General features: G+C 69.1%; 14 protein-coding genes. 6 read left to right on the top strand and 8 right to left on the bottom strand.

What is annotated here, in order from left to right; translation table 11 throughout:
- Window positions 1–23: 23 nt before the first annotated feature.
- Window positions 24–344, top strand: coding sequence for a 2Fe-2S iron-sulfur cluster-binding protein (locus tag ASD79_RS00510; RefSeq protein WP_007674689.1), 321 nt, complete (start codon window positions 24–26; stop codon window positions 342–344).
- A gap of 148 nt (window positions 345–492) precedes the next feature.
- On the opposite strand, the gene ASD79_RS00505 is transcribed toward ASD79_RS00510, so the two are convergent.
- Entirely contained in the window at window positions 493–2,805 is a 2,313-nt protein-coding gene (locus ASD79_RS00505) for a PAS domain-containing sensor histidine kinase (protein ID WP_056719039.1), read from the bottom strand.
- 138 nt (window positions 2,806–2,943) lie between these two features.
- Here ASD79_RS00505 and ASD79_RS00500 point away from each other — a divergent pair, with 138 nt between their 5' ends.
- Together ASD79_RS00500 and ASD79_RS00495 are read left to right on the top strand one after the other, a co-directional pair.
- Window positions 2,944–3,369, top strand: coding sequence for a metallopeptidase family protein (locus tag ASD79_RS00500; RefSeq protein WP_056719037.1), 426 nt, complete (start codon window positions 2,944–2,946; stop codon window positions 3,367–3,369).
- Window positions 3,366–3,785 carry an SWIM zinc finger domain-containing protein gene (locus tag ASD79_RS00495; RefSeq protein WP_056719035.1) on the top strand — a complete coding sequence of 140 codons (420 nt, stop codon included), beginning with the start codon at window positions 3,366–3,368 and terminating at the stop codon, window positions 3,783–3,785. The genes ASD79_RS00500 and ASD79_RS00495 overlap by 4 nt, the downstream gene beginning before the upstream one ends.
- Before the next feature lie 15 nt (window positions 3,786–3,800).
- Here ASD79_RS00495 and ASD79_RS00490 read toward each other — a convergent pair whose 3' ends face one another.
- Window positions 3,801–4,310 carry a GNAT family N-acetyltransferase gene (locus tag ASD79_RS00490; protein WP_056719034.1) on the bottom strand — a complete coding sequence of 170 codons (510 nt, stop codon included), beginning with the start codon at window positions 4,308–4,310 and terminating at the stop codon, window positions 3,801–3,803.
- 133 nt (window positions 4,311–4,443) lie between these two features.
- On the bottom strand, window positions 4,444–6,408 hold the full coding sequence (locus ASD79_RS00485; RefSeq protein WP_056719032.1) for a transglycosylase domain-containing protein: 1,965 nt from the start codon (window positions 6,406–6,408) through the stop codon (window positions 4,444–4,446).
- Between the two features lie 286 nt (window positions 6,409–6,694).
- Here ASD79_RS00485 and recQ point away from each other — a divergent pair, with 286 nt between their 5' ends.
- Window positions 6,695–8,569 carry a DNA helicase RecQ gene (recQ, locus tag ASD79_RS00480; protein ID WP_200952259.1) on the top strand — a complete coding sequence of 625 codons (1,875 nt, stop codon included), beginning with the start codon at window positions 6,695–6,697 and terminating at the stop codon, window positions 8,567–8,569.
- A gap of 78 nt (window positions 8,570–8,647) precedes the next feature.
- Window positions 8,648–8,932, top strand: coding sequence for a hypothetical protein (locus tag ASD79_RS00475; protein ID WP_056719031.1), 285 nt, complete (start codon window positions 8,648–8,650; stop codon window positions 8,930–8,932).
- 61 nt (window positions 8,933–8,993) lie between these two features.
- Here ASD79_RS00475 and mmcB read toward each other — a convergent pair whose 3' ends face one another.
- The 5 genes from mmcB to ASD79_RS00450 form a co-directional block, all read right to left on the bottom strand.
- Window positions 8,994–9,452 carry a DNA repair putative endonuclease MmcB gene (gene mmcB, locus ASD79_RS00470; RefSeq protein WP_056719030.1) on the bottom strand — a complete coding sequence of 153 codons (459 nt, stop codon included), beginning with the start codon at window positions 9,450–9,452 and terminating at the stop codon, window positions 8,994–8,996.
- Window positions 9,453–9,491: 39 nt separating this feature from the next.
- Window positions 9,492–9,758 (bottom strand): Txe/YoeB family addiction module toxin, encoded by a 267-nt coding sequence (locus ASD79_RS00465; protein ID WP_056719029.1) that lies wholly within the window; start codon window positions 9,756–9,758, stop codon window positions 9,492–9,494.
- Window positions 9,755–10,009 carry a type II toxin-antitoxin system Phd/YefM family antitoxin gene (locus ASD79_RS00460; RefSeq protein WP_056719028.1) on the bottom strand — a complete coding sequence of 85 codons (255 nt, stop codon included), beginning with the start codon at window positions 10,007–10,009 and terminating at the stop codon, window positions 9,755–9,757. The genes ASD79_RS00465 and ASD79_RS00460 overlap by 4 nt, the downstream gene beginning before the upstream one ends.
- An 86-nt stretch (window positions 10,010–10,095) precedes the next feature.
- The gene (locus ASD79_RS00455; RefSeq protein ID WP_235524291.1) at window positions 10,096–10,578 is read right to left on the bottom strand and encodes a lipocalin family protein; all 483 of its coding nucleotides are present in this window, start codon (window positions 10,576–10,578) and stop codon (window positions 10,096–10,098) included.
- Window positions 10,579–10,713: 135 nt separating this feature from the next.
- Complete coding sequence (locus tag ASD79_RS00450; RefSeq protein ID WP_056719026.1) at window positions 10,714–11,838, bottom strand: ferritin-like domain-containing protein; 1,125 nt, start codon at window positions 11,836–11,838, stop codon at window positions 10,714–10,716.
- Between the two features lie 151 nt (window positions 11,839–11,989).
- On the opposite strand from ASD79_RS00450, the gene ASD79_RS00445 reads away from it, so the two are divergent.
- A complete protein-coding gene (locus ASD79_RS00445; RefSeq protein WP_056719025.1) occupies window positions 11,990–12,700 on the top strand; it encodes an NAD-dependent deacylase in 711 nt (236 codons plus the stop codon).
- The last annotated feature ends 43 nt before the right edge of the window (window positions 12,701–12,743 follow it).

The following is a 12,743-nucleotide window of genomic DNA, read 5'->3' as shown; positions in this document are numbered from 1 at the left end:
TTCAAAAACGCCTTAGGGGACCCATGGCCAAGATCACCTACATCGAGCACGACGGCACGGATCATGTCATCGACGTCAAGCCGGGCCTGACGGTCATGGAAGGCGCCGTGAAGAACAACGTGCCGGGCATCGACGCCGACTGCGGCGGGGCCTGCGCCTGCGCCACCTGCCACGTCTATGTCGACGACGCCTGGCTGCCCAAGACCGGCGACAAGTCGGCGATGGAAGAGTCGATGCTGGACTTCGCCGAGAACGTCGAGCCGAACAGCCGGCTGTCGTGCCAGATCAAGGTGAGCGACGCGCTGGACGGCCTGGTGGTGCGGTTGCCGGAAAGCCAGCACTAGGCTTCAAAAGCCTCCCCCTGTGGGGGAGGCGATCGCGCAGCGATCGGTGGGGGGAGTTTTAGGGTCGTCGATCCTGCGCGCGGCCGAGGTCGTATTCCTCCCCCCACCGTCGGCTTCGCCGACACCTCCCCCACAGGGGGAGGCATTCCTAAAACCCGAATTCCGGCTGCGCCGCGCCGGGCTGCTGCGTCTCCGGCAAATGGCAGGTGAACGTCGAGCCCGCGCCGGGCTCGCTTTCCAGCGCCACCCAGCCGCCGTGCAGCTCGACCAGCGCCTTGACCAGGGCCAGGCCCAGGCCTGGGCCGCCGCGGTCGCGGCCGACGAAACGGTCGAAGATGTGGGCCTGGACGTGGAAGGGCACGCCGCGGCCGGTGTCGGAAACGTCCAGCCGCACCTCGCCCAGGGCTCGCCGCGCCGACAGGGTGACCACGCCGTCCGGCGGCGTCTGGCGTAGGGCGTTCTCGATCAGGTGGTCGAGGATCTGCGACAGGCGCTTGTGGTCGCCGCGGATCAGGCCGACGTCCTTGTCGCATTCGACCGCCAGGGTCACGCCGCCCACCTGGGCCAGCTTCAGCGAGCGCTCCTGGGCGTCGCTCATCAGCCCGGCCACCCGGATGTCCTCGATCTCCAGCGCCATCTCGCCGGCGTCGATCTGGGCCATGTCGAGCACGTCGTCGATCGAGCGGGCCAGCTGGGTGGCGGCCGAGCGCACCGAGGCCACGTGGCCCCGGCTGCGTTCCGTCAGGCCGTCGGCCCGCTCCAGCAGCTCCGAATAGCCGATGATCGTGGTCAGCGGGGTGCGCAGCTCGTAGGAGACGTTGCCGACGAAGTCGCGCTTCAGCCGCTCGGCCTCGGTCAGGGCCTGGGAGCGGTCGGCCAGGGCGGTCTGCAGGTCGCGGGTGTCGGTGACGTCGGCGAAGGCGATCAGGGTCGCCCCGTCCGGCAAGGGCCGCGATTGATAGACGATGATCCGGTTGTCGGAGGTGCGGGTCTCGCCCGAGGTCGGGGCGCGCATCTGCGGGTCGGGGTCGGCGACCCGGCCCTTCAGCTCGCGCCAGAAGCTCAGGTCGTGCAGGCGCGGCACGCACAGCTCGACCACGCCCTCGAAATCGACCGCCGCTTCCAGGGCCTGGGGCGAGACGTTCCAGAAGGTCTCGAAAGCCTCGTTGTGCAGCCGCAGCCGGCCGTCCGAGCCGAACACCGCCACGGCGTCGTTCAGCTTGTCCAGCGTGGCCTGCTGCACCTGGATCAGGGCGTTGTACTGGGCCTTCAGCCGCAGCTCGCCGGTGATGTCGGAATAGAGCAGCAGCATGCCGCCCAGCGGGTGGGGCTGGCGCACGACGCGCAGGGTGCGGCCGTCGGGCAGGTCCCACATCTCGTCGGCCTGGGGCCCGACGTCCTCGTAGCGGGCCAGCTCGGCCGCCTTCCATTTCGCATAATCGACCGTCTCGGGCAGCCGGCGGCGCTGGCGCAGGCGGTCCAGCACCTCGCCATGGGTCGGCCGATCGGCCAGCCAGGCCGGCTCCAGCCCCCACAGCTCGGCGAAGGCGGTGTTGTGGAAGGCCAGGCGGCGGCTCTGGCTGAAGATCGCCACCGCGTCGGCGATGTGGTTGAGCGTCTCGTCGTGGGCCTCGACGTGCTTCCTCAGCGCGTCGCGCATGTCCTCGACCTCGGTGACGTCGCTGCTGAACACCCCGACCCCGCCGCCTTCCAGCGGCTGGGCCGAGAAGCGCAGGGCGCGGCGGCGGCCGTCGATCGGCACCCAGCGGACCGCCTCGCGCAGTTCGCCGGCCTTGGCGGCCTCGACGGCCAGGGCGTCGGCGGCCCGGTCCACGGTCTTGCCCTCGCGCGCGGCCTCGTCGGCCGAGCCGGCGCCGACGACGCGCAGATAGGCCGTGTTGCCCCACACCGGCCCGCCGTCGGCGTCCGAGATCCAGGCCGGCTCGACCAGGCCGTCCATGAAGGCGGCGAAGCGCGGAGCGTCGGGCAGGCCGGTCTCGTCGGCGGCCGCCGCGGCCAGCCGCAGCCAGGCCAGGGCCCCGCCCGCGCGGCCTTCGACCACGACGCCGCCCTTGGGTCCCCACGCCTCGAAGGCGCAGGCCTCGCCGCGCTCGAACAGGGCCGTCAGCTTATGGGCGTGGTCGGGGTCGGCCGCGCCCAGGGCGTCGACCACGCTCTGGGCGTCGGCGGGCGCGCCGAGGATGCCGGCGCAGGCGACTAGGGCCTCCTCGCCGGACACCAGCCGCGCCGCGCCGTGTTCGACGGCGACGACCACGACGTCGAAGGCCTCGGCCGAAGCCTGGGCGGTCAGGGCGCCGTGCTCCAGCCCCTCCAGGCGGGCTCGCAGGTGGGAAAGCTGGCTCTCGAACCGTCGCCGCTGGGCCATGGCCCAAAGGGTGGCGCACAGGGCGAGGCAGACCGCGCCGGCCGTGGCGGCCAGGATCAGATCGGGCGAGGTCATCAGGCTTGTCGTTCGCCTCTAGGGGGAATTTCGAATCAGAGTCCCAGATTAGGGCCCGCGTGACCAGAGCGCGATGAGCTGTGCTGTCGCGGGCCTTCCTGGGCTGGCGTCCGGGCCCAATCGGCCTATGTACGGGCCATGACCTGGACCGACAAAAACGCCTCTTGGCTCGCCCCTTCGCTCGCCCCGTCCCTGGATGATTTCGCCGCCCTCGCCCGGCGGGCCTTCGACGCCCTGCCCGGCGATTTCCGCCGCCAGGCCGGCGACGTGGTGTTCCGCGTCGACGACTTCGCGTCCGAAGAGGTGCTGGACGAACTGGGCATCGAGGACCCGTTCGAGCTGACGGGCCTCTACCAGGGCGTCGACCTGGGCCGGCGCTCGGTCCTAGATCCCTCGCCGCACCCCTCGATGGTGTTCCTCTATCGCCGGCCGATTCTCGACGAATGGTGCGAACGCGGCGACGTTTCGCTCGGCGAGCTGATCGCCCACGTGCTGGTCCACGAGATCGGCCACCATTTCGGACTGTCGGACGACGACATCCACCGCATCGAGGACGAGGCATGAGCCTGATTGACACCCCCTTCTTCGACATCGGCGCCTGGCGCGAACGCATGGACGGCCGCTGGTTCGACAGCGGCGTCCAACTGGCCGAGGCCGGGGCGGTCGACCTGGTGGCCATCGAGGACGACAGCGTCACCGCCCACGTCAGGGGCGGCGAACTCTACGTGGTCTCGCTGCGGGCCCCGGCCGGCGACGGCGCCTGCACCTGCCCGGGCTTCGAGAAGTTCGGGGCCTGCAAGCATCAGGCGGCGGTCGTGGTCGCGGCCAACCTGCTCGACGCCACGGGCCGCCAGTACGTCCAGGGGCGGCTGGCCCGGCTGCGCGACGGCCTGGCGCTGGAAAGCCGCGAGGCGCTGATCGAGCGGCTGGTGGACCTGGCCAAGCGTGATCCGAAGGTGCTGGCGAGCCTGGAGAGCTGAGCGCTTCCGTCGGTCCTATGGGACGAGCAGGCGCGCCAGATAGGTAACCGTCTTGCCGCCGCCGTGAATCTCGCCCGTGCCGACGCCCACGAAACCGAGATCGGCGTGGAAGGCGTCCGACGCGGGGTTGGGCGGGATGGCGTTGACCTCGCAGACCACCCGGTCGTGCCCGGCGCGCAGGGCCTGCTCGAACAGGTCGAGATACAGCCGCCGCGCGATGCCGCGTCCGCGGGCGTGGGCGGCGACGACGATGCGGTCGACATAGACGAAGCGCGGATAACGGGCGCGGAACCACAGGAAGTTCGGGCTGTCGTAGTCGGCGTCCTGGTCGAAGGCCAGGAGGAGGGCGTCGGCCTCGCCGATCCGCTTGGCCAGGAAGGCCTCCGCCACCAGATGCCGCAGCCGGTCCGGCTCCAGCCAGGACAGTTCCATCGCATGGGCGTTGTTCAGCGCCAGCAGGGCATCGCTCAAGGGGGCTGATCCGGTGAGATCGATCAGGGCGTCGGACGCGGGATGATCATTCATGCTGGTCTCCAGGTCCGCGGCCGTGAACGCCCGCCGCCGCGCCGGGATCGGCCGATGGCCACGACCCGGATCAAAGTCCCCAAACCTCCCCCCACCGGCCTTCGGCCGCCTCCCACGGGGGGAGGATCTGGCCTCAGTAAGGCAACTGCTCCGGGGCCGGCGTTCCGGGAGCCGGCGTTTCGGCCGCCGGGCCTTCCGGCGTCGCCGGCGGGTTCAGCAGGTCGCCGATCGGATCGTCGGTCACCGGAGCCGGGGGCTCGATCACGCCGCCGGGGATCGGGGTGGCCTTCAGGCGCGGCAGGGCCGCCGCCATGAAGGTCTTCCAGATCTCGGCCGGGGCGCCGCCGCCGGTGACCTTCCTCATCGAGGTGTTGTCGTCCTTGCCCGTCCACACCGCGGCGACAAAGCCCCCGGTGTAACCGACGAACCAGGCGTCGCGGTAATCGCTGGTGGTGCCGGTCTTGCCGGCGATGTCGTAGCCGGCGACCTTGGCGCGGGCCCCGGTGCCGGCCGCCACGACCTGGCGCATCATCTGGTTCATGTACTGCAGCGAGGGCGTACCGATCACCGCCGGCCGCGGGGCGTTGTCGACGCTGTGGTCGTAAAGGACCTTGCCGCTGGTGGTGCGGATGCGCTCGATGCCGTAGCCCTTGGCCAGGAAGCCGCCGTTGGCGAACGGGGCGTAAGCCTGGGCCATCTCCATGGGCGAGACCTCGACGGCGCCCAGGGCCATGGACGGGTCCAGCTGGATCTTGCTGGTGATGCCCAGGCGGCGCGCGGTGGCGGCGACGTTGCTGGTGCCGACCTCGTTGGCCAGACGCGCGGCGACCGTGTTGATCGACTGGGCCAGGGCGGTCTGCAGGGTCATCTGGCCCAGATACTTGTTGGTGTAGTTCTTGGGCTCCCACGTGCCGATCTTCACCGGCTCGTCATTGACGACGACGCTGGGATTGCGGCCCTGGTCCATGGCCGTCAGATAGACGAACGGCTTGAAGGCCGAGCCGGCCTGGCGGCGGGCGCTGGTGGCGCGGTCGAACTGGCTCTCGCCATAGTCGGCGCCGCCGACATAGGCCCGGATGCGGCCTTCGCCGTCGATGGCCACCAGGGCCGCCTGCTGCACGCCCTGGCCCTTGTGACCCTCGACGCCGACCTGCACCGAACGCTCGGCCGCCACCTGGATCGGCAGGTCGAGCGTGGTTTCGACCACCAGGTCCTCGGTCGGCTCGCCGACCAGCGAGCGCACCTGGGCGTCGACATAGTCGGTGAAATACTGGGCCCGCTGGTTGGCCAGGGTGGCCGAGACCCGCACGGGCTCCTTGAAGGCCTCGTCGCGCTGCTCGGCGGTGATGGCCTTCATCCGCACCATCTCGTCGAGCACGATGGTGGCGCGGCGGGCGGCGCGGTCGCTGGCCGAGACCGGCGAATAGCGGGACGGGGCCTTCATCAGGCCGGCCAGCAGGGCCGCTTCGCCGACCGTCAGCTGCGAGGCGGGCTTGTTGAAATAGCGCTGCGAGGCGGCCTCGATACCATAGGCCCCGGCCCCGAAATAGACCCGGTTCATGTAGAGGGCCAGGATCTGCTTCTTGCTGAATTTCAGCTCCAGCCAGACGGCCAGGATCAGCTCCTGGGCTTTGCGGCGATAGTTCTGGGCCGGGCTGAGGAACAGGTTCTTGGCCAGCTGCTGGGTGATGGTCGAACCGCCGCGCTGGGGTCCGCCAGTGTGGCCGACGTTCCAGATCACCGAGCGGGCGATGCCCCAGGGGTTGAAGCCGATGTGGTGGTAGAACTGGCGGTCCTCGATGGCCACGAAGGCGGCCGGCACATATTCCGGAAGGGCGTCCAGGTCGACGGGCGGCGCGTACTGGCTGCCGCGCACGGCCAGCAGGGCGCCCGACCGGTCCAGGTAGTTGATCGAGGGCTGGCGCTTGACGTCGTACAGCTTGGAGGTGTCGGGCAGGTCGCTGGCGAACACCGCGAAGAAGGCGACGATGAAGATCAGGCCCCAGACGCCGAGCACGATCGTCCAGTAGAGCAACGCCTGCAGAGGCGTGCGTTGCGGCTTCGCCGGCCTGTTCCCGCCGAAGGTTCCGTTCGCCATGTCGTCCTGTTCCCGAAGGGCGCGGGTGTCCCGGGGTCGCGCCAGAATCCGTTTAGCCGAAGCTCACAAAACGCGCGACAAGATTGACGAGGTGTGAACGCCCGCCCGCTTGCCTTGCGTCCTGGAGATGTTCATGGTTCGTTTCAATCCTGGATCGTTGACCGACGCAGGGTCGAACCCACCGTTGCAGAGCCGTTGAAGCCGATGTGCGCCTTTGAGCGGAATTCCGAGGCCATTAAGTGGCGCCGCGCTTGGCCTGGGGCCCGCGCGCTGTCAAAACACGCCCGTGCACGCTCAGCCTGATTCAACCCTCACCCGGCCCCCCTCGGTCGCGGCGCCCTCGATCGAGGCGGCGCGCGAGGTGCTGCGCCGCACCTTCGGCCATTCGGACTTCCGTGGCCTGCAGGCCGGGGTGATCACCGAACTGCTGGAGGGACGCAGCGCCCTGGCCGTGCTGCCGACCGGCGGCGGCAAGAGCCTGTGCTACCAGATCCCCGCCCTGGTCCGTCCGGGCCTGGGGCTGGTGGTCTCGCCGCTGATCGCCCTGATGGCCGACCAGGTAGCCGGGCTGCAGCAGGCCGGCGTCGCCGCCGAGCGGCTGGACAGCAACACCCTGCCCGACGAGCGGGCCGAGATCTGGCGGCGGATCGACGCCGGCAAGCTGGACCTGCTCTATCTGTCGCCCGAAGGCCTGATGCAGCCGTCGATGCTGGAGCGGCTGTCGCGCCTGCCCCTGTCGCTGGTCGCCGTCGACGAGGCCCACTGCGTCAGCCAGTGGGGCCACGACTTCCGCCCCGAATACCGGATGCTGGGCCGCCTGGCCGAAGTGTTCCCCCACGCCCCGCGCCTGGCTGTCACCGCCACCGCCGACGCCCGCACCCGCGACGACATCCGCGCCGAGCTGCGCCTGCAAGGCGCGGCCGAGTTCGTCGACAGCTTCGCCCGCCACGAGCTGGCCCTGAACGCCGAGCGCAAGAAGGGCAAGGGCCACGACCGGGTCATCGAACTGGTCACCGAGCGTCCGAACCGGGCCGGGGTGGTCTATGCCGGCAGCCGCGACTCCACCGAGAAGCTGGCCGAGAAGCTGATCGCCCAGGGCATTCCCGCCCTCGCCTACCACGCCGGCCTCGACAAGAATTTGCGGGCCCGGCGGCTTGAGGAGTTCCTCGAGGCCGAGGAGGCGGTGATGGTGGCGACCATCGCCTTCGGCATGGGCGTCGACAAGCCCGACGTCCGCTTCGTGATCCACGCCGACCCGCCGGCCGCCATCGAGGCCTATTGGCAGGAGATCGGCCGGGCCGGCCGCGACCGCCAGCCGGCCGAGGGCATCACCCTCTACAGCTCGGCCGACCTGGCCTGGGCCGTGCGGCGGATCGACGGGCAGAACGCGCCCGACGAGGTCAAGGCCGTGCAACTGCGCAAGCTGCGGCAGTTCTACGCCATGCTGGAAGGCGTCACCTGCCGCGCCGCCGCCGTCCGCCGCTATTTCGGCGAAGAGGGGGTCGAGCGCTGCGGGGTCTGCGACATCTGCGTCTCGCCGCCGTTGGGCGTCGACGCGACCCAGGCCGCTCAGAAGGCGCTGTCGGCCGCCCACCGCATGGGCGGACGGTTCGGGCGCGGCCGGTTGATCGACCACCTGCTGGGCAAGACCAAGGATGTCACCCAGGCCGAGGCCCAGATGTCGACCTTCGGCATCGGCAAGGAGTTCGGGCCGCAGGGCTGGCGCGACCTGCTCGACACCCTGGTGTTCGAGGGCCTGCTGCGGGAAGACCCCAACGACGGCCGGCCGCTGATCGGCCTGGGCGACGGCGAGGGCGTGCGTCAGGTCTATCGCGGCGAGCGGCTGGTGTCGCTGCGCCAGCAGCCCGAGACCTCGGACAGTCCCGGCCGCTCTGGGGCTGGCAAGACGGCCCGCAAGCGCCAGGCCCTGACCGTACCGCTCGAGGACCAGGCGCTGTTCGAGGCCCTGCGCGCCTGGCGGCGCGAGGAAGCCGCCGGCCAGCATGTGCCGCCCTATGTGATCTTCCACGACGCCACCCTGGCCGAGATCGCCGCCGCCCGCCCGGCCGCCCTGGCCGCCCTGGCCAAGGCCGGCGGCGTGGGCCAGGGCAAGCTCGACCGCTACGGTGAGGCGGTGCTCAAGGTGGTGCGCGACAACTAGGCCGCCCGCGCCCGGACCGAAACGTTTTGACGCGCGGCGTGTTACGTTCACTGGCCCATTTTCCCCACGGGATTTCGCATGACCGACTTCACGATCAAGACCCCAGCCCCCAAGTCGACCGCTAAAGCCGGCGCCAAGCGCGCCAAGGCCGCCGTCGACAAGGCCGTGGAGACCGTCACCGAGAAGGCCCATGTCGCCGCCGAGTTCGTTGGCGAAAAGGCCGAGATCGGCAAGACCTGGACGGCCGAGAAAGCCCAGGTCGCCCATCAGCAGGCCGAAGAGCACCCCATCGCCCTGGCGGTCGGGACCTTCGTCGCGGGCCTGGTGTTCGGCTTCCTGCTGGCCCGCAATTTCGACCGTTAAAGCATTTTCAAGCGAAGTGGCCTCCGGTTCGCGTGAAGAAAATGCGTAAAAGCAAAGACTTCTAAAGCGACAGCCGCTCGGCGATGACGCCGGCGGCCCGCAAGGCTCCCATCCGCGCGAAGGCCAGGGTGAGCGCCTTGCGACGGGCCGGGGCCAGCGGCGCGACCGGGGCTTCACGCACCACCGCCCCGCCGAAGCCGTCGGCGACGATCAGGCCGGGCTCGTCGGGCAGGACGCCTTCGGGAAACCGCGGCGCGACCGCGAAATAGAAGGCGTCGCAGTAGGGCGCGTATTCCGGCCACTTGCGGTCGATGCGGAAATCCTCCAGCCCCGACTTCACCTCCACGATCAGCACGTCGCCTTTCGGTCCCAGCGCCATCAGGTCGGCCCGCCGGCCGTTGGGCAGGGTCACCTCGGCCAAGGGGGCGTAGCCCAGCGACACCAGGAACCGCGCGGCGCCGCGCGTCACCAGGTCGGTGGTCTCGGGCCGCGAGGGCCGAAGGTCGATGACGACGTCCATGCCGGAACCTTGTTCCAGCTTTGTTCGGGGATCAAGGGGTCAGTAATGGTAGCGACACTGCGCCAGGTCGAGCCGCTGATCGTCGCCCGCGCCGGCCACGCGATAGACCAGCCGGTCTTCCAGCGTGATCCGCCGCGACCACCAGCCCTTGAGATCGCCCTTCAGCGGCTCGGGCTTGCCCGTGCCCTTGAAGGGGGTGCGTTGGCACTCCTTGATCAGGGCGTTGACACGGTCGAGCGTGGTGGCGTCGCTGGATTGCCAATGCAGGTAGTCGGCCCAGGCCTGGTCGGAAAAGACCAGCTTCACGGCTCGTGAAGCGTCCGCTCACGACCTTGCCCGGCATCGAGCTGCGCAATGGACGCCCTCAGACGCTCGGCGTTGGTCGGCGACGAAAGAAGATGGAGCGTCTCCTCCATCGCATGCCAATCGGACAGTGAAACCATCACCACCGACTCCGCCTTCTGGCGCGTAATCACGACGGGCGCGCGGTCATCGACGACGCGGTCCATCACTTCTTTCAGATTGGCGCGGGTGTCCGAATAGCTCAGCACGTCCATGACGGGCCTCCTGACCTCATTTTATATGTACCAATTTCGGTACAATATCAAGGCCGGGAATCCACCCGCGACAAGGCGGACACTCCTCACGCCGGCGGTTGCTGCGGGAACTCCAGCTTGGCGTAGCCCAGGGCCTTGACCCGGGCCAGGGCCGCGGCCTTGGCGGCCGGGCTCATCACCGCCTGGCGCGACAGCAGCCAGACGAAGTTGCCGCCGGGCGTGGCCATGATCGCCCAGGACTGGTCGTCGGCCCGGTCAAGCACCCAGTATTCCTGTTTCTTCAGCCCGCCCAGGAAGCTCATCTTGAACTTGGCGTTCTGGGTTCCGGCGACGATCTGGCCGGTGGTGTTGAAGGTCTTCGCCGCGCCGCCGGCCGAGCCCTTGCGGCAGATCTGCAGGACGGAAAAGCCGTTGGCCCCCTTGTCGGTGAACTGGGTTGTCGCCGCCTCGCAGTCGCGCTGGCCGGAGTTGGGCGTGCGGGCGATCTCGTACCACATGCCGGTGTAGAAGGCGGCCGAGACCGGCTTCGACGGCGGCTGGGCCGCCGCGAGGGCCTGGGTGGCGAGCATGCTCCCCGCTAACACGAGGGGGGCGATCACGGTCGAGAAAATGCGCATACGGCCACCTTGCCTCACAAGCCGCCACAAACGCAAAGCGCCCCGCCGAAGTTCCCGGCGGGGCGCTCGAAGTCTTGGACGAACGTCCTATTCGGCGGCGATGGTCACCGGGGCGACACGGTCGCGGAAGTTGATGGCCTGCAGGTGGCGGATGCCCTCCTCGGCGATGTCGTCGCCGACCATGCGGTCGCCCTCGCCGCGCAGCTCCTCGATGTCGACGTACATCGCGTAGAAGGCCTTGGTGCGCTCGGTGATGATGCCGGCGTTGAGCAGGGTCTTGACCAGCACCCGGAAGATGTTGGTCTGCTCCTTCATGTTCTCCCGACGCAGGTCGTCGGTCATGATCTTCCCGTACTCCTCGACCACCTTGTCGGGGTCGAGGCCGAATTCGGCGTAGAGGTCGAGCTGCTGGTGCGGGGAGACCAGGTTGAACAGCAGGGTCTGGAAGCAGTGCGCCGCCCAGTCCTCGATGATCGCGTGCTCCTCGGGGGTCAGCTTGGGCACCGTGCGGTCGGCCCAGATCTTCCCGAACTTGTGGTGGAAGGCCTCGTCGGTCATCACCAGCTGCAGCATCTTCTTGCCCAGCGGGTCGTTGATCTGGGTGTAGAAAGTGGCGAACGCGCCCATGGCCAGGCCCTCGACCAGCATCTGCATGCCGATGATCTTCTTGTAGACCTCGGGCGCGCCGATGATCTCGACCAGCAGGGTCTTCAGGGCCGGGCCGCACTCGACGGGCTTGCCCCAGCGGGCCTTGATGTACTTGGCGAAGGCCGTGACGTGGCGGGCCTCTTCCCGGGTCTGGTTGGCGGCGTATTCCTGGGCGCCCTGGTCCTTGAGCACGTGGCACAGGCTGGCCGACAGGTTCAGCGCGCCCTGCTCGCCGTGCAGAATCGACGAGAAGCTGCGCAGCACCGACTGGTTGATGAAGCGGATGCGTTGCTTGGGATCGCTGAGGTGGTCGGACACGTAGTCGGTCGACAGGGCGATGACCAGGTCCTCGGGAACCAGCGCCTGGTTCTCCATGTCGAACGGCTCATCGTAGTCGATATAGGCCTTGTCCAGCGGATCCCAGAAGTGGTCGTGGGTCGCCGAGATGATCTTGTCGAAGGCGGTCGAGCGGTTGTTGTAGCGGTCGAGCTCGAGCATCGCCTCGAAGTCGTCGGGCGCCACCGCGTCGTACATGGCGTCCTTGGTGATGTTCTTGTCCGTCACGATGGGCTCCTGCCTAATGGGGGCGAGCCTGGCCGACTGCGCGGTCCTTGGGCTCAAGTGAACACTGTCCACTCAAAATTCCCGGGTGGTCAAATTAAAAATGACGGGTGCGTCAAGTTCGTGACGTCGCCCCTCGCCGGAAGAGGTCTCGATGGGTCTGAACATCTTCGTGCTGACCGGGGCGGGAATCTCGAGCGAGAGCGGCCTGGGCACGTTCCGCGACGCCAGTGGGATCTGGACCCAGTACGACCTGTCGGAGGTGGCGACGCCCGAGGGTTTCGCCCGCGACCCGGCCAAGGTGCGGGCCTTCTACAACGCCCGCCGCGCCAACCTGGCCAAGGCAGGGCCCAACCCCGCCCATGTGGCCCTGGCGCGGCTGCGGCGGGATCTGGCGGCGCGGGGCGGCCGCCTGTTCCTCTGCACCCAGAACGTCGACGACCTGCACGAGCAGGGCGGCGGCGCGGACGTCGTCCACATGCACGGCGAGCTGACGGTGACCCGCTGCCACGGCTGCGGCGCGACCTGGCCGGACCGGGAGGCGTTGAGCGGCGAAACCCCATGCGCGGCCTGCGGAGCCGTCGGAACGGCTCGGCCGCACGTGGTGTGGTTCGGCGAGACGCCCCTGCGAATGGACGAGATCGAGGAGGCGCTGGAAGAGGCCGACCTGTTCGTGGCCATCGGAACCTCGGGTTCGGTCTATCCGGCCGCGGGCTTCGTGTCGCGGGCCCGGCGGCTGGGGATCCGGACGTGCGAGATCAATCTGGCGCCGTCGGACAACGCCCGGGCCTTTGACGAGCGGCGGTACGGGCCGGCGACGGAGGTCGTGCCGGCCTGGGTGGACGAGGTGCTGAGGGACGGCTGACAGCGCGTTGCCTCCTCCCTCTCCCATCCGGGAGAGCGCTCGC

It is taken from the genome of Caulobacter sp. Root655 (assembly GCF_001427665.1).
GTDB lineage: Bacteria > Pseudomonadota > Alphaproteobacteria > Caulobacterales > Caulobacteraceae > Caulobacter.
This window is presented reverse-complemented; position numbering and strand designations above follow the sequence as displayed.